We start from the raw sequence: 25,053 nt of genomic DNA, 5'->3' as shown, positions 1-25,053 counted from the left end.
GTTACTGTGGCGCTTAATATTATTGTGTTATTACTTAGCTATTTTAACTAAGTAAACTCAGACAAAAATTACTTGCTAAGTGCCTCACCTAGGTGAGGACGAATTTCTTTCAACACATCTTTTAATATGCGGGTATTTGCGGCAACAATATTACCTGATTTTGCATGATTATGACCGCCAGTAAAGTCAGTTACTAGACCACCAGCTTCAATTATTAATAGTTCGCCAGCAGCAGTATTCCAAGGTTTTAAGCCTATCTCGAAGAAACCATCAAAACGGCCAGCTGCGACATAAGCAAGGTCAAGGGCAGGAGAGCCGGTGCGGCGCATATCTGCGCTTTTTTGGAATAAGCCCGAGAACATTGCCATGTAAGCAGCAGTGTGTTGTTTGTGTTTGAACGGAAAACCCGTGGCTAGGACAGTTCCTGAAAGCTCTTTATTTTTATTAACTCGAATACGGAAACCGTTTAATTGTGCACCTTTACCACGACTAGCGGTGAATAACTCGCCACGAATAGGATCAAATACTACCGCTTGGTCTAGTTTACCTTTTACTTTTAAGGCAATTGAAACGCAAAAATGCGGAATACCTTTTATGAAGTTGGTGGTGCCGTCTAGTGGATCAACAATCCACTGGTAATCGTCATCACTACCTTTTAACACGCCAGACTCTTCACCGATAATGGTGTGATCTGGATATGATTTACGAATAGTCTCAATAATTGCCTCTTCAGCGCTAATATCAACACTGGTGACAAAATCATTCGTTCCTTTTGATTCAATTTCAACTTTATCAAGTTGCTCCATAGAGCGAACGATAACTTTACCTGCTGTACGCGCTGCGCGCACGGCAATATTTAGCATGGGATGCATAATAGAGTACCTATTTGTAAATAATTTTTAAAAGAACAATTTATTTCCAAGCAAACATTGTCTTGAAATTCGAGCGCGCAAATTATAGCAAAAAAAAAACCATTAAGCGATAATCTTATAAAATAAATCGTTTAATAAATGAGCGACTCATTGGCTTGGTTTTTTAATAGAGAAAAAAAGACTATTAAATATCAAATTGCCATAGATAAAGATGCTTAATAAGCGTGCTTTTTGTTAGCTACAGCAGTAATCTTCTATGGTAGAATACTGGCCATCTAGATGGGCTTACAAGCCCAGTGAAATAAACAGTAGAGTATAAGATGTCAGATCCCCAACAAGATTCTCAGCAAAGTAACACCCCAGGTTCACTATTAGATCGCGTTAAAATTATTTTAGTAAATACCTCTGATTGTCGAAACATAGGTAGTGCAGCACGCGCTATGAAAACCATGGGTTTAAGCCAGCTTATTTTAGTTGATCCTATTGAAATGCCTAATGGTCAAGCGCAAGCCATGGCTGCTGGTGCAACGGATGTGTTAGCAAATGCTAAAGTAGTGAGCACTTTGCAAGAAGCCATTGAAGATTGTGGTTTAGTGGTGGGTACCAGTGCTCGCTCTCGGACACTACCTTGGCCTATGCTAGAGCCAAGAGGCTGTGGTGAGAAGTTGATTGCCGAAGCAGGTGAATATCCAGTAGCGTTAGTTTTTGGTCGAGAAAGTAGTGGTTTAACCAATGAAGAATTACAACTTTGTCACTTTCATGTACAGATACCTGCTAATCCAGATTATAGCTCGTTGAATTTAGCCATGGCGGTACAAACGTTAAGTTATGAAGTGCGTACCAGTTATTTACTGGCTCATGATAAAAATTATCAAGAACGCAGTACCGGTAATGGTAAATTGCTTGCTAAAAGCAAAAATGAAGCTGAAGAACTTTATCCGGTGAGTGAAGAAATTGAGCGTTTTTATCAACACTTTGAAAAAGCACTGAAAGCCACCGGCTTTATAGTAGAAAACCATCCTGGTTTAGTGATGACTAAGCTAAGGCGTTTATTTAATCGCGCTAGGCCAGATGTAAAAGAAGTTAAGATGATGCGGGGGATTTTTGCCTCAATGGAAAGGTCTAGTAAAGAGTAGTCATAATAGTTAGTCACTTAAGAGTAATAGAAGGAATAATTTATGTTTAGCCGTATCAAAGAAGATATCAATAGTGTCTTTGATAGAGATCCCGCCGCTCGTACTAGTTTCGAGGTGTTACTTAATTATCCAGGCTTACATGCCATATGGTTTCATCGAGTGAGTCATAAATTATGGTGTGCTAATTGGAAGTTATTAGCGCGCGTTTTTTCTACGTTTTCACGTTGGTTAACGGGCATTGAAATACATCCCGGTGCCACTATTGGTCGACGCTTTTTTATTGATCACGGCATGGGCGTTGTTATTGGCGGAACCGCCGAAATAGGTGATGATGTTACCCTTTATCAAGGTGTTACTCTCGGTGGTACTAGTTGGAAACCGGGTAAACGCCATCCCACCTTAGAAGACAATGTTGTTATTGGTGCAGGCGCCCAAGTACTAGGCCCTATCACTATCGGCAAGGGCGGTAAAGTTGGCTCTAATTCAGTGGTTGTTAAAGACTTACCCGCTAACGCTACTGCGGTAGGTATTCCTGGCAGAATCGTTCCGGATAAACCGAGTAAAGGTGAAGGCCAACAGCGAGAAGCTGCCGCTAAAAAATATGGCTTTGATGCCTATGCTGTTTCCCACGATAACCCTGATCCTGTGGCTAAAGCTATTGGTCGCTTACTTGATCATGTGCATTTAATGGATGATCGAGTGAGTGCTCTTTGCAAAGAAGTTAATAGCCTAGGTGGTAATATTTGTGATCAAAACTTGCCTGAATTAAGAGTGGGTGAGTTTATTGAAGATGAAAAAGCAGCGGCGCAGCGTCGTGAAAGCAAGGTGAGCAGCTTTGATCCTGAAATTTAATTTCATTAAAAAATAATAGTTGACTAATTTAGTCAACTATTACTTCTCGCCTCTCATTTCTTGGTGTACAATACTTGAGTAAATTACTAGGGTATTCATTTGACTAATATGTAGGGTTAGGTAGAATTGCGCAGCATTTACTAAACTAAGCATTTTTTTCTATGCTTTGGTGGTCAAATAGCTTTGACTTAATCGTCCTACTAAATTGATATATTGAGTACACTAACATAGTGTTTGAGAGCAGATTATGAAACTTACTTCTAAAGGTCGTTACGCAGTTACTGCCATGTTAGACGTTACTATTCATGCCGTATCTGGACCTGTATCTTTGGCTGATATTTCTGAGCGCCAAGGTATATCTTTGTCTTATTTAGAGCAACTCTTTTCTCGTTTACGCAAGCAAGGGCTAGTGACCAGTGTTCGTGGTCCTGGAGGCGGTTATCGCTTGAGCAGGTGCTCAGCTGAAATAGCGGTTGCTGATGTTATTTGTGCGGTAAATGAAAGTGTTGATGCCACTAAATGTTCAGGAAAAGACAATTGCCAGGATGGTGAACAATGTTTAACTCATTCTCTTTGGGAAGGGTTAAGCCAACGAATTGAAGAATTTTTGCAAAACATCAGCTTATCAGAATTAGTGGCAAAGCGTGATGTGATAGCCGTTTCTAAACGACAAGATAAACTACATATAAATGCTAATAAAAGCATACCGTTAGAGACATTGATAACCACTAAAAATGTAATGAACGACTGGTAATAGCCAGTCGCGTCGTATTAAAGATTTACCATCGGAGAGAGTTAGCGCATGAAGCTTCCTATATATTTTGATTACTCAGCTACTACACCTGTAGATAAGCGTGTAGCAGAAAAAATGATGCAATACATGACCACAGACGGTCATTTTGGTAACCCCGCGTCCCGTTCTCATAAATTTGGCTGGCTAGCCGAAGAGGCGGTTGATATCGCTCGTAATCAAGTTGCTGAATTAATTAATGCCGACCCACGTGAAATTGTATTCACCTCGGGCGCCACAGAATCAAATAACCTAGCCATTAAAGGTGCTGCTAATTTTTATCACAAACGTGGTAAACACATTATTACCAGTAAAACCGAACATAAAGCGGTATTAGATACTTGTCGCGAATTAGAGCGTCAAGGGTTTGAAGTAACGTACCTTGACCCGGAAGAAAATGGTTTAATTGATTTAAAAAAATTAAATGATGCCATGCGTGATGACACTGTTTTAGTGAGCATAATGCATGTAAATAATGAAATTGGTGTTATTCAAGACATCAATGAAATTGGTGAAATGTGTCGTGCTCGCAAAATTATTTTCCATGTTGATGCCGCACAAAGTGTCGGTAAAATTAACATTGATATGCAAGCGTTGAAAGTTGACTTATTGTCTATTTCAGCACATAAAATGTACGGACCTAAAGGCATTGGCGCTTTATATGTGTCACGTAAACCGCGTGTTCGTATTGAAGCACAAACTCACGGTGGTGGTCATGAACGTGGCATGCGATCTGGTACCTTAGCAACGCATCAAATTGTTGGTATGGGTGAAGCCTGTCGTTTGGCTAAAGCAGAAATGGCACAAGACCTTATCCATGTAACAGCAATGCGCGACCGTCTTTGGGCTGGTGTCAACTCAATGGAACAAGTTTTTGTTAACGGTGATTTTGACAAACGTTATCCTGGTAATTTAAACGTCAGTTTTAACTATGTTGAAGGTGAGTCGTTAATTATGGCACTGAAAGACCTGGCGGTATCGTCAGGTAGTGCTTGTACATCAGCAAGTTTAGAACCGTCTTATGTGCTACGCGCATTAGGGCTAAATGATGAAATGGCCCATAGCTCAATTCGTTTTAGCTTTGGTCGTTTTACCACGTCAGAAGAAATTGACTACGCCATTAAATTAATTAGAGGCGCTATAGGTCATTTACGCGATATGTCACCGCTTTGGGAAATGTTCAAAGACGGTATCGATTTAGATTCAATTGAATGGGCTGCTCACTAAACTAAACTGAGTTAAATAAAATAAGGTTTAGTAAAATAGTTCAGCACTTTAGATAAAATTTAGTGTCAAATAAGGTGTATAAGTAATTATCTCGAAATTACCTAATAACAATTTGGCACAAGTTAGGAGAGTAACATGGCTTACAGCGAAAAAGTAATTGATCACTATGAGAATCCACGTAATGTTGGTTCAATGGACAAAAACGATCCAACAGTAGCTACTGGTATGGTTGGCGCACCTGCGTGTGGCGACGTGATGAGGCTACAACTTAAAATTTCTGCTGATGGTATCATTGAAGATGCTAAATTCAAAACCTACGGTTGTGGTTCAGCGATTGCATCAAGCTCATTGGTTACTGAATGGGTAAAGGGCAAGTCAATTGAAGAAGCGGGTAAAATTAAAAATACCGATATTGCTGAAGAGTTAGCTTTACCACCGGTAAAAATTCATTGCTCAATTTTGGCTGAAGATGCCATTAAAGCAGCGATTGAAGATTATAAAAGTAAACAAAGTAAACAAGGTAAATAACGGAGAAAACAATGTCTGTTACCATGACACCTGCAGCAGCTGAACGTATTCAATCATTCATGCAAAATCGTGGCAAAGGGCTTGGGCTTCGCTTAGGTATTAAAACTACCGGCTGTTCAGGTTTAGCTTATGTACTCGAGTTTGTTGATGATTTAAATGAAGATGATCAGCTGTTCTCTATTGATGATGTCAACATTATTATAGATAAGAAAAGCTTGGTTTATCTTGATGGCATTGAACTCGACTTTGTTAAAGAAGGCTTAAACGAAGGCTTTAAGTTCACCAACCCCAACGCCAAAGGTGAGTGCGGCTGTGGTGAGAGCTTTAACGTGTAATAGCGAAGACACTTCTTTACTATTTTACCCAGTTGCTCAGTTGAAAGTATTCATTGGCTCATGCCAACTTGCTACTTTTACCTAGCATCAGGGTAAACTAGTGTTGAGTTGAATTCATTATGGTGCAATCATTTTTTAAGGTGTTGCACCCGTGCTAATCCTGAGAAAATATTTTGAATTACTTCCAACTCTTCGGCATTGAAGCCTCTTTCGATCTCGATTTACAAAATCTATCATCAAGTTATCAAGCCTTGCAAAAGGCGGTACATCCAGACAAGTTTGCCCACGCATCAGACCAAGATCAACGCATTGCCGTACAAAAGTCTGCGCAAATTAATGACGCATATCAAACCCTAAAACAACCATTACCACGTGCTGAATATATATTAGTTCAACGCGGTGTTGATATGCCAAACGAGCAACACTCTTTTAGCGATACAGGTTTTTTATTGCATCAAATGGAATTGCGAGAAATGCTTGAAGACGTTAAGCAGGCAAGTGATGCGGATGCCGCCTTACTTGAAGTTCAACGAGTATTATCAAGTGAATACTTACAGCTTACTCAACTGATGAGAGCACAGATAAGTGAAAATAACTCAGCATCTAATAATGCAGCATGCGATAATTTACGCAAATTAAAGTTTTATCAAAAGCTAAATATTGAAGTGGACCGCCTTGAAGATGCCTTGTTTGATGACTAGCAGAGCAAGTCGGCAGCAATAATTGAAAACCCAAGCACCTTAGTATTTACCACTTACCATTAACCTAAACTCAGATCATTGAATTAACATCATGGCTTTATTACAAATTGCAGAACCCGGTCAAAGTACCGTTCCTCATGAACACAGATTAGCTGCAGGCATCGATCTTGGTACCACAAACTCCTTGATAGCAAGTGTACAAAGCGGAAACGCTAGTACTTTAAGCGATGAGCAAGGCCGTGATTTATTACCCTCAATAGTCAGCTATCAAGCAGACAATATTTTAGTGGGTCAGGCAGCCCAAGCTCTTAGCATTGAGGACGCAGAGAATACTATTACTTCTGCTAAGCGTTTAATTGGGCGCTCACTGCCTGATATTAAAAGTAAATATCCATCTTTACCCTATGAGTTTTGTGGTGATGAAAATCATCCTGAAATTATGACCAGGCAAGGTGCTATTAACCCAGTACAAGTATCAGCAGAAATATTAAAAACCCTCAAGCTACGCGCACAAGCCGCTTTAGGCGGCGAGTTAACCGGTGTTGTTATCACTGTGCCCGCTCACTTTGACGATGCTCAAAGGCAAAGTACTAAAGATGCAGCAAAATTAGCCGGCCTTAGCGTCTTACGGTTATTAAATGAACCCACGGCCGCTGCGGTAGCTTACGGGTTAGATTCAGGACAAGAAGGTATTATTGCTGTCTATGACCTAGGTGGCGGTACTTTTGATATTTCTGTTTTGCGCTTAAATAAAGGTGTCTTTGAAGTATTAGCTACGGGTGGTGATACTGCACTGGGTGGTGATGACTTTGATGTAGCTATCGTTGACTACCTTGTTGAACAAGCAGATTTAACCAGACCTTTATCGCCATCATTAGAGCGTCAATTGATGCAGCAAGCTTGTTTTGCCAAAGAGCAGTTAACTGATAATGATCAAGTTGAGATCAGTCTTTCTCTTGATAGCGGTAGTGATTGGACGGTAAGTTTCGACCAAGCACAATTGAATGAACTTATTGGCACATTAGTGAAGAAAACACTACGTGCTTGTCGTCGTACCATTAAAGATGCTGGTATAACGGTTGATGAAGTCGTTGAAATTATTATGGTAGGTGGTTCAACACGTGTACCCTTGGTGCGCAGTGAAGTTGAAAAGTACTTTAATAAGACGCCATTAACTACTATTGATCCCGATAAGGTGGTTGCTATTGGAGCGGCTATTCAAGCAGATATTTTAGCTGGAAATAAGCCTGATAGTGATATGTTATTGCTTGATGTTATACCCTTGTCCCTTGGCCTTGAAACCATGGGCGGCTTAGTAGAAAAGGTGATCCCACGTAATACCACTATACCGGTGGCCAAGGCGCAAGAATTTACCACTTTTAAAGATGGTCAAACAGCAATGGCGGTCCATGTATTACAAGGTGAGCGTGAGTTAGTTGATGATTGTCGTTCACTAGCCCGTTTTGAGTTACGTGGCATTCCCCCTATGACTGCTGGTGCAGCCCATATAAGAGTGACATTTAACGTTGATGCGGATGGTTTACTTTCGGTAACTGCGATGGAAAAGTCCACCGGGGTAGAAGCCAGCATTGAAGTTAAACCTTCATTTGGTCTAGATGACAATCAAATTAGTCAGATGATTAAAGATTCAATGAATAATGCTGCCGAAGATATGCAAGCGCGTATGCTTAAAGAGCAACAAGTTGACGCGGCACGTGTTATTGAGTCAGTGCAAGCAGCCTTACTTGCCGATAGTAAATTGCTCAATAGTGATGAAGTTACTGTTATTGAAAGTGCGATTAAGTCCCTCGCTCAAGTAAGTCAAGGCAGTGATAATAAAGCGATAGAAACAGCCCTTGATAAGTTGAACGATAGTACCGTATTATTTGCTGAACGACGTATGGATAGTTCAATTAGCCAAGCATTAGCGGGCCAATCGATTGATAAGCTTTAGCTAAACTGTAGGCGAGAATTTATTCTCGCTTTAAATTGAATAAGATAATGGTGCGAACAAGTTCACGCCTACAAAGAGAATAGATAAAATGCCAAAAATTATATTTTTACCTCATGCAGAACTATGTCCAGATGGCGCAGTTGTTGAAGCCGAAAAAGGCGAAAGCGTACTTAACGTCGCGTTAAGAAATGATATTGGAATAGAGCATGCGTGTGAAAAAGTATGTGCCTGCACTACTTGTCACGTTATTATTCGAGAAGGTTTTGACTCTATCGAAGAAGGTGATGAACTTGAAGAAGATTTGCTTGATAAAGCCTGGGGTTTAGAACCTGAATCTCGTCTTAGTTGCCAATCAATTGTTGGCGATGAAGATTTAGTGGTTGATATCCCTAAATACACAATCAATATGGTTTCTGAAGCTCACTAATTTTTTTTACCTATGTAAATTGAAAAGGCCATTGACATGAATATGTCAATGGCCTTTTTGTTATTTGTTGGCTGATGGTATCGTTAGCTCAACAAAGGTTTTATCATGGCTTATAAGCCATTATGATATTGTACGTTGGTCGACTCAGGTACTAAGCTATTCAGCTTGTTTTGGGCGTTTATCGACGAATTTGATAACGAGTTTGCTTGTCTGCCAAGTTGTCCAGCCTGCTCGATATTACTATTGTTAAGTAACAGTTCAAATTGTGCAATGAGGACCGCTTTATCAGGTGACTCTTTATCACCGGCACCTATGTTAGTTAAATCAATCATAAAACCATCAAATAACTGCGCTAAGTCTTGGATTATTTCTGTGTTTAAGAATTGATCGTTATTATAAATACTTGGGTAGCCAGCTTTTTGCTTATCAATAGCAAAGGAAACGCCTTTGAGGTTGGTGATACTAGTCGATTTATCGCATGAAAGCATACAGCCATTATCAATCCTAGGCTTCTCGCAACCAACACTTTGCTGGAAGAAACACTGCCTACTGACCATTAATAAAATGGGGTGGTAAACGCTGTACAACATTTTAAAGTTTTCCGGACGGGCGATTGTCTTCATCTGTTGGCGGTTAATTTCGTTGGAAATAAAAGCGCCACTACAGTTAAAGTTTTCTTTCATCGCCAATAACGCATAAGAATTGGTGGTATTTAAAAACGGTCCAGCAATCCAGTCAATGCCTAATTCAAAGGCTCTATTGGCAATGCCAGTGTTATTGGTGACAATCAATTTAGGTTTGACTTGCTGTAAAATATTAACCGCTACATCATAATCTTTGCCAATTAATACCGAGGGGAACCAAGGAATAAGACCTGGGTTCTGTTGGAAAAAACTGACATATTTAGTACAGCCTCGCTTATAGGCATCGGGCAGTTTAAAATAAATATCGGCATCAGTTATTTCGCCAAGCTTGATGTCGCTCTCATCAGATATTAATAGTGATAATTTGACCGCCTGGTCTTGTTTTGCATGACGTACTAGTTTTGGTAGCTCTACTGCTGCCAATATCGGGATATCGTTATTGAGTAAGGCCGCTATCTTATTTTTAAGTGCGGTAAGCTCTCTAAAAGGAATAGTGACACCTTGTGGTATAGCGTCAGTACTTAACTGAGTTAAGTTAAACTCAGCGTTATTGAAGCTTTTAAAGCGCTTTGCAATGGCACTATCATCAATGCAGTTTTTTTCACTGGCTATAAGTAGGCGTTCAGAGTGCATAACATGGGTTTGCTCTGTGGTAGCTTGCTCGGAAACACCTGTACTTGCCGCTTCTTTTATTTTGATGGTAACGGTTAAAGGTTTACCAACTTCACCAGAGAATACTAAAGATAAGACACGTTTTTCAATACTTAGGTGTTTTATTTTGTCAAAGACACTGGCGTGAATTTGTTCTTTTTCATCACTTAGTTTTTGTTCAACATCTTGTATTTCTACTACAGAGATAGCGTTACTTTTATCTAGTGCGTAATATTTTGAATTATCACGCGGGTTTTCAATAAACATCGATTGGTTTAAATCGCCGCGTAAAAAAGCATTAGAGAAATCGCGATTAAACACCTTATAAAGTCGCTCGCCGTCTTCAAGTAGTTCACCGGTGGCAACAAAACCATCTATTTGCTTACGGAAACTATCGATAACGGTATGTACATAGCTAGCGCCTTTAATACGACCTTCAACTTTAAAGGAGTGCACGCCAGCATCGATTAGTGCCGGTAAATCGAAAAATGCCGAATTATCTTTAATGTTTAGTGGGAATTTATTACCTGTTTCGGTGGGTTTATATTCTTCACGACAAGCTTGGCTACAACGCCCTCTATTACCAGAATTACCGACACTGGCTGAAGTGGAATAACATAAACCTGAAAATGCGATACATAATGAGCCGTGGACAAATACCTCGGTAAGCAGATCTAACTCCGTCGATACGGCAGTAATTTCGGTGATTTCTTTTAAGTTTAATTCACGAGATAAATTAACCCGTGAGGCACCCAATTTTTTTAAAAATGGAATTTGACCAATGTTATGGGTTGTTAATTGGGTCGAAGCATGGATGTCTAAGGTCGGGAAGTGCTTTTTAAGAATATACAGCATGCCTAAATCTTGGACAATAACGCCATCGAGCGTGGTGTTAGCCAGTTTACTTAATAACTTAGCCAGGGTTTTAAATTCGCGCTCTAGAATAATGATATTAAGCGTTAAGAATATTTGGCATTCATACTGGTGTGCGAGTCGAATAATACGGACCAGTTCATCAAAAGAAATATTAGTAGCACGGTTTCTGGCATTAAAAGTATCTAAACCACAGTACACCGCATCTGCGCCAGCAATAATTGCCGCTTTTATCGCATCTACATCACCACCGGGGGCTAACAATTCAATTTTAGGACTCATTTATACAACTTTAGCCAATTAAACGGCGGTTAAATTTCAAAGGGGGGATTTTACTCGTATAATGAGCCGATGAATACCGTTAAAATAGCTCTTTAAAGTAATTGTTTATTGCAGCGCTGGAATGTTTACCGTTATGAATAAAAGTACCAATGTAATTGTTAGTAAAAACAGTAATATAATAGAACTTCCCATATTATATTCTTTAAGAAACTGCCCTTATGCCATGCGCGCGAGACTGGCAATTTTTAAAGCTAAACAGGCAGTTTTGTTAAGAGACTTGGTATTAAGTAATAAACCTGCTGAAATGATAGCGGTATCGCCTAAAGGGACAGTACCGGTATTAGTCTTAACAAATGGTACGGTAATCGAAGAAAGTTTAGCTATCATGTTATGGGCTTTACGTGCAACGGATCCTGATGATTTATTACACAGAGACGAAGGTGGTCGCAAACCCAGTCAGCAAGAGGGCGCCTTAGCTGAAATGCTCTTACTCATTAATGAATTTGATACCGGCTTTAAAACTTGTTTGGAAGCCTATAAATGCGCTAAACGCTATCAAGAAGATAATATTGGCCAGTGCCGCGAAGCTTGCCAGTTATACCTAGAAAAATTAGAGCTACGCTTATCTAAACACTGTTATTTAATCTCAGATAAAGAAAGTCTCGCTGATATTGCCTTAATTGCTTTTATTCGACAATTTGCCCGCATAGAACGTCAGTGGTATTTGCAATCACCCTACCCAAGGGTAAGGCAATGGCTAAATAGTTATTTGCAGAGCCCTGTTTTTACCAAGGTTATGGCAAAGTACCCACTGTGGCTAGAGAACCGGCAAGATGTTTTATTTGGCGGTAACTAATCAGGTACTTAAGCCGGTACGGATTCGTTTACTAATTCACTGACAATGAGCTTTAGTAAAAAGGTCTCACGTTCTATCGAAAGACCTTTTTTCTTACTTGTTGCCATGGTTGCTTCGTTGTGAGCAATGGCTTGATGAATGTTCATCCATACTGGCTGCATGCCATTATTTAGCTCATGGGTTTCAAATTCTGGCTCAAGTAGTTCCTCATCAATGGTGCAGGTATAGCAGTAAGATTGCATATGAACAAAATCAAAGCCTGCTTTATGCCATGGCCTGAATTCTTCGTAGAGGCCAAATTCTACAATGTTTCTGACATTATGCGCGCCAGTTTCTTCTTTAAGCTCGCGCACTAGTCCGTCAATATGACTTTCTCCCGCATCTATGCCACCACCGGGTAGGCTATAGTCGTGATAACGCTTGGTATAAAGTAGCAATATACTCTCACCATTAAGTACTATGGCTCGGGTCGCTTTACGAATAAAACGTTTCTTATCAGGGGAATTAACCGTAAGCGGATTAATATTCGGGTGAATTGTTGATTTAAGTAAACGCATAGTAAGTGATATTATAAAATTATTGTGTATTATACCAATTTCATTAAATTATTGCTTACTTGTGCTGGTTAAAATATCTCATGTCAGCGTTGCTCTCAATCCCAATAGCCCGCTATTGCTCAATTGAGCGCCTGCCCTGAAGTATTGTTCCTATGCACAACAAGATCACACACTTAATGAAACTGGTATTAGATGGGGCTCATTTGAACTTAATCAATGACAAGTAATTAATGGCAATGATATTTTCCATTGTCCTCCATGTGACAAACGATTAAAATAGCCTTTACGGATTTTGATTAGTGGTACTAATCTTTAATTGAAATCTATCTGGCTGATAAGGCCACTTTTGTTTTTGGTGTTATGCCTTTATTGTTATGGTTTTGAGCGTTATCTATGCAAATGAATGATCCTTGTTTTACTCGTTTTAAGTCCTCTATTGATTGTTATAGTTTACCTGAACGTTTTACTTTCCCCTTTTATTATCAGCCACACCCTTTGTGTTTATTAGCGGCACAAGAACTGCAAGTTAGCCTAGAGCAGAAACAGTCATTACAGCATAACTTTAGCCAAAGTGGCAAAATGTTTGGCGTTCTTTTAGTGGTAAATGCTCAAGGGGAGCTAGGCTATCTGTCTGGATTTTCAGGACAGTTGGCGGATAATAATGATCTTAGTCACTTTGTGCCGCCGGTCGATGATTCAACCAAGGCCGAATTCTTTAAAAAAGAGCAAAAGTTGATTAATGACCTTAACGCACAGCTTAGCTTGTTAGAAGACAACCCTGAAATTGCGGTGAAAAAGCAGGCGCTAGCCAAATTATCCTCTTTAGCTAATAATGATATTAGCCAATTACAAAGTGAAAATTCGACTCAAAGACAAGCAAGAAAAGCACAACGTACCCTAGCTATGGCCTCGCTCTCAGATGATGAATTTACCCAGTTAAAAAAGCAACTAGCAAAAGAAAGTGTTGCTGATAAAAATGCATTAAAGTATTTGAAATACTCTTGGCAAGAAAAGCTAACAACAGCCCAATATGCTCTAGATAGCTTACTTGAGGTGATTTGGGGGATTAAAGAGAGAAGATCATTATTATCAAAGGCGTTACAACAGAAATTATTTGAGCAATACCGCTTTTTAAATATTAAGCAAGAAGAGAAAAACTTAACTGATTTATTTATTGATACGGCTTTTCACCATAGATATGGTGTTCCGCCAGCCGGTGCCGGCGATTGTGCCGCCCCTAAACTGTTGCAATACGCCTTTAAAGTAGGGCTAAAACCGCTAGCTATGGCAGAGTTTTGGTGGGGTAAATCACCTAAATCAGCAGTCAGACAACATAAAAATTTCTATACCGCCTGTATGGGTAAATGCCAACCTATTCTGGCTCACATGCTCAGTGGTATGCCCATGGATGATAATCCTATGCTGAAAGACCTAGCAAAAGAAAAAAGCATCGATATACTCTATCAAGATAATGAGATGGCGGTGATCAATAAACCCAGTGAACTTTTATCTGTGCCAGGTAAGAGTATAACTGATTGTGTTTATAGCCGAATGAAGCTATTTTTCCCTAAAGCAACCGGACCACTTATTGTCCATCGCCTGGATATGTCGACCTCAGGCTTAATGGTTATAGCACTGACTAAATCAGCACATAAAAGCTTGCAGCAGCAGTTTATCAAGCGAACAGTGGAAAAAAGGTATGTTGCTCTGTTGTCTGGTTGCCCTAAACAGATATTAGACAATGAAGAGGGCATTATTCGTCTACCCTTAGCGGGTGACTTCGATGATAGACCGAGACAAATGGTTTGTTTTGAAACAGGTAAAGACGCGGAAACAAAATGGCAGAGGGTCGCTTTTGAACAGCAAGGTAAGCAAACCCTAGTTAGAGTACACCTATATCCTAAAACGGGTCGAACTCATCAACTAAGAGTGCACTGTGCTCATCACTTAGGCTTTAATACGCCCATTGTTGGTGATGATTTATATGGCTCTACAGCTAACCGCTTACATTTACATGCAGAAATGTTAAAACTGAAACACCCAACAACAAATGAATTAATGGAATTCACTGTCGCTGCCAATTTTTAAACAGTCAGCAATGGTATATTTAACAAGGCGTCGCGTTAAAGTAGTATGTATAGAGGCTAAATTAACGTGACATACCTTTTAATATGAGCTAGCTTTTAACCATTGTAACTTCTGTAACTTCGTCCTGAAAAATATCTTCAATGGCTAAATTAAACAACCTAGCCGCTTTAAATGCCAAGGGTAAACTAGGATAAAACTTGCCCTTTTCAATAGCATTAATCGTTTGTCTCGATACCTCTAACGCGCTAGCAAGTTGAGCTTGTGTCCAGTCACGCTCTGCGCGTAACACCTTTAAGCGATTTTTCATTGGTATTTCCTATGGCCAGAGACAACGGCTATTAGGTAAGTTATGCCCATTAAGATAATTACATGAGGTATTTCAGGTTGATAAGTGATTAATTTTATATCTTCTAATGATTCATAGCTTAGGCCGACGACTAAGCCAACCCCTAAAGCTAAGGCCATGGCTTCAAACAGTATTTTTTGTTGCATTTCATCTAGGCCATGCAAATAAGTTCTATTAGCTATTAACATACGCAAACCAACCGCTAGGTTAATTAGCACGGCGATAATGGTTAACACTGTGTTGAATTCCCAAATAAATTTTGGAGCGAAAGAGGCTATAGCCATGGTAATAACCCAGCAGCCCGTCCAATTTCTTAATGTGACGTTATTGGCATTATTTTTTAGTTAGTAACTATTTGGTGTAGCATTTTTCTTAGTCATAAGTAAACTCTCTTTGATTTAATGTAAAGTTTATTTGACTTTATTGTAGGGATCAAACCCGATAAGTAAAGTTCGCTTTACTAGTCTTTGTAGTCGCTATTAGGGGATATAAGAACTTATGCTAGTTTCATTAAGTGTGTGATCTTGTTGTGCTTAGGTGAAAATTCAGCACAGGCGCTTGATTAAGTAATCGCTGGTTCTTGCGATTGAGAACAAGCTGGTCTGGGATATTTTAACCGGTACAAGTGGGTAATAATTTAGTGAAATTGGTATTATTACTGATGCGGTGGAAAAATTTCAATGTGACGCTATAATTTTTAATCAGGCCTTAATTCAATATCCACGTCTTTAACTAAAGGGATTTTATAAGATGAAAATATTAGTGGTAGATGACATGCCATCAATGCGCCAAGTTATGCTGCATATGCTAACTAGTTTAGGTCATAACGACCCTGATGAAGCAAGCTGTGGCTTGCATGCGCTGAAAATGTTGCGATTAAATGACTATGATTTATTAATTACCGACTTACATATGCCTAATTTAGATGGTGAGCAATTGCTAAGTAAAATAAGGCATGATAAAAAGCTCTCTAACTTACCTGTGCTGATGGTCTCTAGCGAAGATGATAAGGCAAAAATAATGGCGCTTATTGCTGGGGAAGTCACTGGCTTTATGGTCAAGCCTTTTAATTGTAATACCTTGAAAAAACAATTACATTGGATAGAAGCCAATAAAAAAGTTGCATAATAGCTAATTTATTCAATTGGATAGTTAGCAATTATCATCACAATATAATAATTGCTAACTATTACTTTCCTGAGCTTGTTTTTCGTGTAAATCTTGCCTTATTTTAGCTAAGTCAACTTGTAGCCAATGGATTAACTTTTCAGGGGGCATAGGTTTAGCAAAGTAATATCCTTGTATTAAGTCGACGTTCAATTGATATAACAGTTGAAAGTCATCAAAATTTTCTACCCCTTCAGCTACCGTTGTTAAACCTAAATCTTTAGCAAGATTGACTGTGCTTTTTAATATTGCCAATTGCTGCGGCCTAGTGGCAACATTATCGACTAAAATACGATCTAGTTTTAGCTCGGTGGCAGGTACTCGAGATAACTGTTGAGCATTGGCAAAGCCAGTACCGTAGTCATCAATTGCCAGTTTAAAACCTTTTAATCTTAATTTCGCTAGCGTTTCTATCGCGGTTGATATCTCGCCACAAATAGCATTTTCAGTTACCTCTAAGACAATATCTTTTGGTTCTATATGGTGGCGTATCACTTGATTGTATATTTGTTCAGCAAGGTCATTATCGGCTAAAGATAGTGGTGATAGATTGAAAGCAAGATGGAAGTTTATGCCATGATCTCGCCACTGCACTTTTTGCTTGAGCGCGATATCAAATAAATAATGAGTTAACTCAGAAATAACACCAAATTCCTCTGCGGCAGTAATAAACTCTACCGGAGAGACAATACCTAGTTTAGGATGATTCCAGCGAGCCAAGGCTTCCACGCCTTTGAGTAATAAGCCCTTGCAGGTCAATTTTGGTTGATAAAATAACGTGATTTGTTGCTCTTTTATGCCGTTAATTATGTCATCAACTACCAGTCGGTTGTATATCTTGTGAGTTTCATTGCTATTAGTATGAGTTGTTAGTCTATTTAAGCTATTTACTAGATCATTAATTTTCATAGGCTTTTTAAATGTACCTAGGACAATTAAGCCATCAGATTCAGCCATGGTGCCAATACTGGAAATTAGAGAAGGGTCTTTTGAGCTTAAAATGATTACCGACTTTGCCAATTTATCTTTAGCAATTTTACGTGATAATTCAACACCATCCATGACCGGCATTTCTAGGTCTATGAAAACAAGATCAAATTTATCCTCTGATAATTTTTTAATGGCGTCCACACCATTGATGGCACCGACGATATTAGTAACACCTTGCTCTAAACACATATTCATGACATGGTTTCGTTGCACATTACTGTCATCAACAACTAATACATTTAATTTATTCATAGAGTCACTCATAAGGTTAATTTCACTATCAAGCTTATTTTTATTTTTAATGCTTAATTAGCTCCGCAATTTCACTTAAATCAACAATCCTTTGCGCAGCACCTAACTTTATCGCTTCTTTTGGCATACCGAATACTACACTAGAACTCTCATTTTGAGCCATGGTCTTACAGCCAACATTTTTCATTTTTAGTAAGCCTTGAGCACCATCATTGCCCATCCCAGTCAGAATAATGCCAGTAGCATTTTGCTTAGCACTGATTGCTAGTGACTTAAACAATACATCAACAGATGGGCAGTGCCTATTTACAGCTGGACCTTCAGAGACAATGGCAATATATTGCGCACCTGAGCGCTTGACTTGTAAGTGTTTACCACCGGGAGCAATCAGTACTCTACCAGGGATAACTCTATCGCCAGAGCTTGCTTCTAAAACCTCTAACTCACATAAAGAGTTTAGTCTATCAGCAAAGGCTTTGGTAAATTTTTCAGGCATATGCTGAACTATTACTATGCCAGGGCAAGTGGGCGGGAGAGCGGTTAGTACTTTTTCAAGTGCTATAGTTCCGCCGGTAGATGAGCCAATAGCGATAACTTTATCTGTGGTAAGGCTCATGGATACTAAGTCAGTTGCTGTAGCTGAAGTTGAGTTGTTTAGCACAGCTTCAATAAGGGACTTAGTGGCCTCATTTGTTTTTGCCATTGAAGAGTATTGAGTCTTAGTAGCCACCTTACTAACCAGCGGTTTTTGTAACCTTGCCTTTGCCGCAGCGCGGACAACCGCTTTTATTTGACCGGCGGCTTCTTCTAAAAAGTTCTTTAAACCCATTTGTGGTTTGGTAATAATATCAAAAGCTCCTGCCGCTAAGGCATTTAAAGATATCTCAGCTCCTTTTTCCGCTAGTGATGAACAAATAACTACCGGCGTGGGCCGCTCAGCCATAATTTTTTTTAAAAAAGATATACCATCCATACGCGGCATTTCAATATCGAGCACTATGACGTCAGGCCACTGTTTTTGCATTTTACTGTAAGCAAATATAGGGTCATTAGCCACTGCATAGACCTCAATATCTGTTGAATCATTGAGTATCTGTGAGATAACTTGCCGAACCACTGCCGAGTCATCAACTATCATTACTTGAATGCTCACTAAAGCCTCCTTTATCATCTTTATACTTAATAACAGTGATGCCACCTGTGGTTAGCTCTAAAGTTACACTACGACCATGATGACCTAAGGTATCTTGCTGACAGAATGTTAGTTTGTTTTTCTTTGCCCAGTTTTTGGCAAACATGACATTAACTTTACCAATAGAAGGGTAGGTGACACTAGGGTACATATTACTGCCGCCATAAAGCGCTAATTCATATTCATCTAATGGATGAAGTGATGCCATTCTTTTTAATAAATAATCTAGCGCTTGCTCTCCATAACGATATGTTTGCATTACGGGTGATGATTTGGACTTTTCTGCTTCCTGAACTAATAAGTAGTGACACATGCCCGCAGTTTTACTCTTTGCATGCCAAACTATAACCGCAACACAAGAGCCTAATATTGTTTTTAATTCTTTTGGGGCATTATTTTTTAATGGTTGAGAAAAGTACACCTCGCCTGGCGGTAAATTAGTGCAGCGATTATCTTGTCTCATTGCTCTTATCTTCATAAAGTACACCTCGCTTGGCGGTAAATTAGTGCAGCGATTATCTTGTCTCATCGACCATATCTCGATAAAGCAGCTTTAATTTATTGATTTTCCTTTACGTGAGTTTTTTGATAAATTGCCGGTTTTATTAATTCAAATGAGTGCTCTAAACCATGTAATGTTTCTGAGTGGCCAATAAATAGGTAGCCCTCTTCATTTAGACATTGTTGTAGACCATTAATTATATTTTGTCGGGTTTTATCATCAAAATAAATCATCACATTGCGAATAAAAATAAGATCAAATTTCCCTAAAGCTGACATGTTGTCAAGTAAGTTGAAAGAGAAAAAGTGTAGCTGCTTTCTTAATTCCGGTTTCACTCGCATATAACCTTCAAATTCGTCGGTGCCTTTCACACAATAAGTTTGCCGATATTCCTTAGGCAGTAATTTAGTTCTATCATTAATATATATGCCTTTGCGGGCATGGGCTAAGACAGACTTATTAACATCAGAAGCGACCACAGACCAAGGTGTAGAGCAATGTTCATTCAGTAGCATGGCAATACTGTAGGGCTCTTCACCGGTAGAGCAAGCAGCACTCCAAACTTTATAGTCTTGGTTAGCGTTTATCCTTGGCAGAATAATATTACTCATGTAATCAAAATGTTTTTCCTCGCGAAAGAAAAAAGTTTCATTTGTGGTCATCAACTCTAAGGCAACTTCTAGTTCATGACTATTATCAGGGTTAGTGATAAATCTAAAGTAAGCAGAGAAGTTATCAACTTGGATATGCTTAACGCGTTTTAACAAGCGGTGACCTAACATCATGCGCTTTTGTTTGGCTAAGTGAATGCCTAGCTTGTCATAAACTAGCCTTTGAAAAAGGGTAAAAATCTCCTCAGAGGGTAGTGTTTCTAATGTACTCATTACGGCTAACCCTCGCATTATCTAACCTTATCCTTTGATGCCATATTCATTGCCCAAAGGAGGGCTAACATGACAGTGTTATCAACAATAAAACTTAATAACTGACAAACTTATCATCATCATCATCTCGATTACTGCTTTTATTTATTAATTTACTCGCCGACCTTTTAGTCTTTGAACTCAAAGAATTATTTATGGTAGGGCTGCTGTTTGATGATTTGTTTTTTGCTTGAGGAGAGGCTTCTAAGGTGAAAAAATTTACCGACTCTTGTAACTGTAATGCTTGTACATTCATTTCTTCAGACGTTGCACTGAGCTCTTCCGAGGCGGCGGCATTATGTTGCATAGTTTGATTTACTTGAGCAATGGCTTCATTAATTTGATGAACTCCTGTGGCTTGCTCTGCAGACGCTGCGGCAATTTCTTGTACCAAGTCCGCTGTTTTATTAATTGAAGGTACCATATCTTTTAGTGACTTACCGGCTAGCTCTGCGCGTATTACGCTATCTTTGGCCAATTCGCCAATTTCTTGAGCAGCGATTTGGCTGCGCTCAGCAAGTTTTCTTACTTCTGAGGCAACTACCGCGAAACCTTTACCGTGATCTCCCGCACGGCCGGCTTCAATAGCGGCGTTAAGTGCCAACATATTGGTCTGATAAGCAATATCATCAATGACACTTATTTTTTCGGCAATCTTTTGCATGGCAGCAACGGTTTCTGACACCGCTTCTCCACCTATCATTGCTTCTTTTGCCGCTTGTTGAGCTATGCCATTGGTTATGCCCGCATTCTCATTATTTTGTGAGATAGAGGCTGACATTTCTTCCATTGAGGCCGACGTTTCTTCAACACTGGCCGCTTGTACTGATGCACCTTTAGCAATAGTTTGTGCGGTAGAATTGACTTCTGTTGATGCAGAAGACAAAGCCTCGGAAGAGGATCTTACATCGTGGATAATGGTGGCTAATTGGTTTTTCATGTTAGTGATGCTATAAAGCAGAGACGTTTTGTCGTTGTGTTTTAATTCAATTTCGATACTTAAGTCACCATTGGCTACTTGATTACAAATATGTGCCGCGTAGCGAGGATCACCGCCTAAGGTTTTAAATAAATCATAAAAAATAACAATCATTAACAGTATGATAATGCTTGCTTCAATACCGGAGAATAATATTAATGATCTTCTATCTTCAATAAAATCTTCTTCCATTGATTTATGAGTTGTTTCTATAATTTTTTCAAAGTTCTTTTCAGCGTGTTCTGCTAGCTCAATCATGTCTTTACTGGTGGCTTTATCGATACCACTAACCATTTTATCTACTTTTTTACCTGCTTGTTGATCTTTACTATCAAAGTGCTGTAAGGCTGCTAAATATGACTGCTTTAATTTAGCATGATCATCTTTAGTTTTTTCTAATTCATCTGTGTTCTTGCCTACAGCTAAACTTTTTTCAATAACATGGCTTAATAATGACTGTACCTTATCTGAGTATTCAATAAATTGAGCATGGTATTTTTCAAATTGTTTTGGGTTATTACCGCGGATGAGAATATTCTTCCAGCTCTGTACTTGGCTTTTAAAAATGACATGTAGATGAGTAATATCATTCAAGATATCTACATTTCTTTCCACTTTTTCAAAGTTATGAATTGTTGAATCATGAAATTTTGATAGCTCATTGACGGCTTCCCAGCTTAACAATATCAGTGATAATGCCACCAGAAGGCCCAAAAATAGAACTTTGGCTTTTAAGCTTACTTTTTCTAACATGTTGTGTTCCTCTGCTCTCAAAATTATATTTAGTGAATGGATTATTGCAGTTCAGCTTCAACTAAATGAGCTAATTCCCTAGGCGATAAGGTTTTTTCTGCATCTAGAAGTACAATAAACTCACCATCTTTTTTTGCTATACCTTGAATAAATTCGGCTCTAATTTTTGCACCAAAAGCGGGAGCCTCTTCAATATCACTAGCGGATATGTCGATAACTTCATTGACTGCATCTGCCAATAAACCGAGTACACAATATTGTTCGCTGGTGTGTAATTCAATGACGATGACACACGTTCTTTTATGTATGGTAATAGGTTTGCGACCTAAGCGAACGCTCAAGTCTATTACTGGCACAACTTCACCACGTAGGTTTATTACCCCAGATATAAATTTCGGCATTAATGGCACTTTCGTTATACCGGCGTATTCAATAATTTCTCTCGTTTGATGCAAGTCCATACCGAAATGCTCACCGGCAATGGTAAAGGTTAAGAACTGGCTAGTTTTATCCACCATTGTATCCTCCGAGTTATCATGTTCTTGCCTGTTAATTGGCATATTGTTCATAAGCTTATTACTCGCTATTTTTACTTTTACCTGTCTTGTTGACTATTTCATTGGCGATAGCTAATTCAATTAATTGTGGTATATCTAAAATAAAAGCTATTTCACCATTACCGAGTAAACTAGAGCCCCCTATACCTTTAAGCGCTTTAAAAATTGGACCTAAGGGTTTTACTACGGTTTGAATTTCGCCATTAAGTCGATCAACAGCAATACCGGCAACATCATTGCCAAATTTAACTATAACTAACTCTCTTTTAACGGAACTCGGTATTTTATTATTGGCTAGTGTCTGTGGATGGCTTGGTGTTAGCTTGAATATTTCGGACATTTTTAGATAAGGGATCATATCACCACGTAAATTTATACAATGCCTGCCTTTGATGTCTTGGTGATTAGCCAGATTGATACATTCAATGATGGTCGCCTGGGGAATAATAAAATGTGTACCGCTAGCTTCCACGTGAAAACCATCAATAATAGCGAGAGTTAGGGGCAGTCGAATCTTAAACTCGGAGCCAACACCTGTTTGTGAACTGATATCAATACTGCCTTGTAATGCTTCTACATTACGTTTTACCACATCCATACCAACCCCCCGGCCTGATAAGTTTGTCACTTCGGTTGCGGTTGAGAATCCGGGGTGGAATATAAGATGAAATAGTTCGTTATCGCTCAATTGCGCGTCGGGATTTATAAGACCTTTTTCGATGGCTTTTTCTCGTACACGTACCTTATCAATGCCATTGCCATCATCACTGATAGCAATAATAATGTGTCCACCTTCATGGTAGGCCGCTAGCTTCAGCTGTCCTTTAATGTTTTTTCCCGCGGCTTGTCGCGCTTCTATTGACTCTAAACCATGGTCCATGGCATTTCGAACAATATGAGTGAGTGGGTCGCCCAATTTTTCCACCATTAAGCGATCTAGCTCAGTATCTGCGCCCTCAATAATTAGTTCAACGTCCTTACCTAGTGCTTGGGCGGTATCTCTGACAAGACGTTTAAAACGCTGAAAGGTAGCACCAATAGGTACCATTCTTAAACTTAAGGCAGCATCACGGATTTGATTAGTAAAATTATCAAAATCGTCGACCGCTTCAGTTAGTGCTGGGTTCTTAGTGTCTTTAGAGAGTAATTCAATACGTTGTTGGTTGATTACTAATTCGCCAATAAGGTTAATTAGGTGGTCTAAGCGATTTGAATCAATGCGAATTTGCTTACCTTCAGAACTTTTATTTTTATTTTGTTTAGTTAAGTCAATACTTACTGTTGATTCAGACGTTTTATCTTGTTCAACTGCTTGCCCGGCTAATTTATCCGTTGCTGCTTGTTTATCTGGGGTAGAATTTTTTTTATTTTGTGAAATTAATCCTTGTTCGAGCGCATCTCTAGTTAGTGAGCCGCAATTCACCAAGATATCTGCAAGCCTTTGGTTGTCCTCTGGCCGTTTATCAATTAGGGCAAGGTAGTCGTCAACCTTAGCGCTGGCAGATAAAATGGTGATGTCAGAGTCATCTTGGACAAACATAAAGGTGTTTTCTATTTCCTCTAAGCTAGCGTCAGACTGTAGCGCTATTTCATAAGCTAAATAGAGAGTTTCAGCATCAAAGTGGGCTGAATCAGGGAAGGCATCGATAATTGTTTCTATATGTTTAATTTTACCTAAGCTAGAGAGGAACTTGATAAAGGACAATGGGTCCATGCCATTTCTAAGGCAATCTGTTGATAGACGTAGGGAAATATGCCACAGCTTATTATTATCGCCCTCATCAGTGAGTTTATTATCATTTTGGCTTGCCGTTACTGTACTTGTTTTTGCTTGTGTTTGCTTACTGTCTGCACTTGCCCAAGGCGCTAATGCGGCAAGTAAATCACCGTCATTTTTTTGTAGTTCAGCTTGTCCATTAAATTCATCTAGTGTGACAGCAACTAAATTTTGCATATGATCGCGACATTTGAACATAACGTCGATTAAATTTTTTTCTATCTTAATTTCATTGTCTCTAGCACGATCAAGTACGTTTTCGACTACATGGGTAAAGCTAACAATGTGATCTAGGCCAAAAATACCAGCCGAGCCTTTGATCGTGTGTGCAGAACGAAAAATATCATTCAGCATGTCGTTATCGCATTCACCCTCATCCATTTTCAGCAGCACATTTTCCATTGACTCTAAATGTTCTTGCGCCTCGACATAGAAAGTTTGTAACACGTCATCTAGACTCATTACTCCTCCTCTGTTTTACTGGTAGTCATTACTTTAATGTCTTCAAAGTCAATAAAGTAGCGATTAAGCTGAAATAAATTACTATAATCGGTGAGCGCTTCACCTAAGCTAATTACTTGATAATGACAATTTTGTTCATTGACTATTTTCATTAGCATAATGAGTAATTGCACACCAGCGGTATCAATCTCGGTAATATTATCTAGTTTGAGTAGGGTGAGGCCCCTTACTTTTAGCTGTTTAAAGTGCTGCTGAAAGACTTCCATAGCACAATAAATTGTCAGCTCACCGCTAATGACAATTTCGGTACTGTCGTTGCTTGCTTGAGTTATTGTTATTTCAGCCATATTCTCTCAACCATTATCCTTTGCTTCTTGCGC

The 25,053-nt window shown here is 39.1% G+C and carries 25 protein-coding genes; 12 read left to right on the top strand and 13 right to left on the bottom strand.

What is annotated here, in order from left to right:
- Positions 1-68: 68 nt before the first annotated feature.
- Positions 69-872 (bottom strand): inositol-1-monophosphatase, encoded by an 804-nt coding sequence (suhB, locus tag MTCD1_RS02170; protein WP_057179990.1) that lies wholly within the window; start codon positions 870-872, stop codon positions 69-71.
- A gap of 320 nt (positions 873-1,192) precedes the next feature.
- Here suhB and trmJ point away from each other — a divergent pair, with 320 nt between their 5' ends.
- From trmJ to fdx, 9 genes are all read left to right on the top strand, one after another.
- On the top strand, positions 1,193-2,008 hold the full coding sequence (gene trmJ, locus MTCD1_RS02165; RefSeq protein ID WP_057179991.1) for a tRNA (cytosine(32)/uridine(32)-2'-O)-methyltransferase TrmJ: 816 nt from the start codon (positions 1,193-1,195) through the stop codon (positions 2,006-2,008).
- 42 nt (positions 2,009-2,050) lie between these two features.
- On the top strand, positions 2,051-2,860 hold the full coding sequence (gene cysE / locus MTCD1_RS02160; RefSeq protein ID WP_057179992.1) for a serine O-acetyltransferase: 810 nt from the start codon (positions 2,051-2,053) through the stop codon (positions 2,858-2,860).
- A gap of 247 nt (positions 2,861-3,107) precedes the next feature.
- The gene (gene iscR / locus MTCD1_RS02155) at positions 3,108-3,614 is read left to right on the top strand and encodes a Fe-S cluster assembly transcriptional regulator IscR (protein WP_057179993.1); all 507 of its coding nucleotides are present in this window, start codon (positions 3,108-3,110) and stop codon (positions 3,612-3,614) included.
- Positions 3,615-3,662: 48 nt separating this feature from the next.
- Positions 3,663-4,877: an IscS subfamily cysteine desulfurase gene (locus MTCD1_RS02150; RefSeq protein ID WP_057179994.1), complete on the top strand. Its 1,215-nt coding sequence runs from the start codon at positions 3,663-3,665 to the stop codon at positions 4,875-4,877.
- A gap of 135 nt (positions 4,878-5,012) precedes the next feature.
- A complete protein-coding gene (gene iscU, locus MTCD1_RS02145; protein ID WP_057179995.1) occupies positions 5,013-5,405 on the top strand; it encodes a Fe-S cluster assembly scaffold IscU in 393 nt (130 codons plus the stop codon).
- Between the two features lie 11 nt (positions 5,406-5,416).
- On the top strand, positions 5,417-5,740 hold the full coding sequence (iscA, locus tag MTCD1_RS02140) for an iron-sulfur cluster assembly protein IscA (protein ID WP_057179996.1): 324 nt from the start codon (positions 5,417-5,419) through the stop codon (positions 5,738-5,740).
- Positions 5,741-5,913: 173 nt separating this feature from the next.
- On the top strand, positions 5,914-6,441 hold the full coding sequence (hscB, locus tag MTCD1_RS02135) for a co-chaperone HscB (protein ID WP_057179997.1): 528 nt from the start codon (positions 5,914-5,916) through the stop codon (positions 6,439-6,441).
- 91 nt (positions 6,442-6,532) lie between these two features.
- Positions 6,533-8,395, top strand: a complete 1,863-nt coding sequence (gene hscA, locus MTCD1_RS02130; RefSeq protein WP_057179998.1) for a Fe-S protein assembly chaperone HscA — start codon at positions 6,533-6,535, stop codon at positions 8,393-8,395.
- A gap of 88 nt (positions 8,396-8,483) precedes the next feature.
- Positions 8,484-8,822, top strand: a complete 339-nt coding sequence (gene fdx / locus MTCD1_RS02125; RefSeq protein ID WP_057179999.1) for an ISC system 2Fe-2S type ferredoxin — start codon at positions 8,484-8,486, stop codon at positions 8,820-8,822.
- A gap of 110 nt (positions 8,823-8,932) precedes the next feature.
- On the opposite strand, the gene MTCD1_RS02120 is transcribed toward fdx, so the two are convergent.
- Complete coding sequence (locus tag MTCD1_RS02120; RefSeq protein WP_057180000.1) at positions 8,933-11,272, bottom strand: peptidase U32 family protein; 2,340 nt, start codon at positions 11,270-11,272, stop codon at positions 8,933-8,935.
- Positions 11,273-11,405: 133 nt separating this feature from the next.
- On the opposite strand from MTCD1_RS02120, the gene MTCD1_RS02115 reads away from it, so the two are divergent.
- On the top strand, positions 11,406-12,128 hold the full coding sequence (locus MTCD1_RS02115) for a glutathione S-transferase (protein ID WP_057180338.1): 723 nt from the start codon (positions 11,406-11,408) through the stop codon (positions 12,126-12,128).
- An 8-nt stretch (positions 12,129-12,136) separates the two neighbouring features.
- On the opposite strand, the gene MTCD1_RS02110 is transcribed toward MTCD1_RS02115, so the two are convergent.
- Positions 12,137-12,685, bottom strand: a complete 549-nt coding sequence (locus MTCD1_RS02110; RefSeq protein ID WP_057180001.1) for an NUDIX domain-containing protein — start codon at positions 12,683-12,685, stop codon at positions 12,137-12,139.
- 393 nt (positions 12,686-13,078) lie between these two features.
- Between MTCD1_RS02110 and MTCD1_RS02105 the strand changes: the two genes are divergently transcribed.
- Positions 13,079-14,773 carry an RluA family pseudouridine synthase gene (locus MTCD1_RS02105; protein WP_057180002.1) on the top strand — a complete coding sequence of 565 codons (1,695 nt, stop codon included), beginning with the start codon at positions 13,079-13,081 and terminating at the stop codon, positions 14,771-14,773.
- A gap of 88 nt (positions 14,774-14,861) precedes the next feature.
- On the opposite strand, the gene MTCD1_RS02100 is transcribed toward MTCD1_RS02105, so the two are convergent.
- Complete coding sequence (locus MTCD1_RS02100; protein WP_057180003.1) at positions 14,862-15,080, bottom strand: helix-turn-helix transcriptional regulator; 219 nt, start codon at positions 15,078-15,080, stop codon at positions 14,862-14,864.
- The gene (locus tag MTCD1_RS02095) at positions 15,077-15,403 is read right to left on the bottom strand and encodes a hypothetical protein (protein ID WP_231732968.1); all 327 of its coding nucleotides are present in this window, start codon (positions 15,401-15,403) and stop codon (positions 15,077-15,079) included. Before MTCD1_RS02095 ends, MTCD1_RS02100 begins: the two co-directional genes overlap by 4 nt.
- Positions 15,404-15,869: 466 nt before the next feature.
- Here MTCD1_RS02095 and MTCD1_RS02090 point away from each other — a divergent pair, with 466 nt between their 5' ends.
- Positions 15,870-16,247 (top strand): response regulator, encoded by a 378-nt coding sequence (locus tag MTCD1_RS02090; RefSeq protein ID WP_057180004.1) that lies wholly within the window; start codon positions 15,870-15,872, stop codon positions 16,245-16,247.
- A gap of 54 nt (positions 16,248-16,301) precedes the next feature.
- Here the strand turns inward: MTCD1_RS02090 and MTCD1_RS02085 are convergent, their stop codons facing one another.
- From MTCD1_RS02085 to MTCD1_RS02050, 8 genes are all read right to left on the bottom strand, one after another.
- Entirely contained in the window at positions 16,302-17,528 is a 1,227-nt protein-coding gene (locus MTCD1_RS02085; protein WP_197410252.1) for an EAL domain-containing response regulator, read from the bottom strand.
- 46 nt (positions 17,529-17,574) lie between these two features.
- Positions 17,575-18,681, bottom strand: coding sequence for a protein-glutamate methylesterase/protein-glutamine glutaminase (locus MTCD1_RS02080; protein WP_307188489.1), 1,107 nt, complete (start codon positions 18,679-18,681; stop codon positions 17,575-17,577).
- A complete protein-coding gene (locus tag MTCD1_RS02075; protein WP_159459893.1) occupies positions 18,656-19,198 on the bottom strand; it encodes a chemotaxis protein CheD in 543 nt (180 codons plus the stop codon). Before MTCD1_RS02075 ends, MTCD1_RS02080 begins: the two co-directional genes overlap by 26 nt.
- 80 nt (positions 19,199-19,278) lie before the next feature.
- Positions 19,279-20,106 (bottom strand): CheR family methyltransferase, encoded by an 828-nt coding sequence (locus MTCD1_RS02070; protein WP_159459892.1) that lies wholly within the window; start codon positions 20,104-20,106, stop codon positions 19,279-19,281.
- 94 nt (positions 20,107-20,200) lie between these two features.
- Positions 20,201-21,877, bottom strand: coding sequence for a methyl-accepting chemotaxis protein (locus MTCD1_RS02065; protein WP_057180009.1), 1,677 nt, complete (start codon positions 21,875-21,877; stop codon positions 20,201-20,203).
- A 41-nt stretch (positions 21,878-21,918) separates the two neighbouring features.
- Entirely contained in the window at positions 21,919-22,395 is a 477-nt protein-coding gene (locus MTCD1_RS02060; RefSeq protein ID WP_082606432.1) for a chemotaxis protein CheW, read from the bottom strand.
- A gap of 58 nt (positions 22,396-22,453) precedes the next feature.
- On the bottom strand, positions 22,454-24,673 hold the full coding sequence (locus tag MTCD1_RS02055) for a chemotaxis protein CheA (protein ID WP_057180010.1): 2,220 nt from the start codon (positions 24,671-24,673) through the stop codon (positions 22,454-22,456).
- Positions 24,673-25,020, bottom strand: a complete 348-nt coding sequence (locus MTCD1_RS02050; protein WP_057180011.1) for an STAS domain-containing protein — start codon at positions 25,018-25,020, stop codon at positions 24,673-24,675. Before MTCD1_RS02050 ends, MTCD1_RS02055 begins: the two co-directional genes overlap by 1 nt.
- Positions 25,021-25,053: the final 33 nt, after the last annotated feature.

Origin of the sequence: Colwellia marinimaniae, assembly GCF_002207865.1 — a bacterium.
Classification (GTDB): domain Bacteria; phylum Pseudomonadota; class Gammaproteobacteria; order Enterobacterales; family Alteromonadaceae; genus Colwellia; species Colwellia marinimaniae.
The sequence above is the reverse complement of the archived record's forward strand: the minus strand, read 5'-3'. Positions and strand labels throughout refer to the sequence as shown.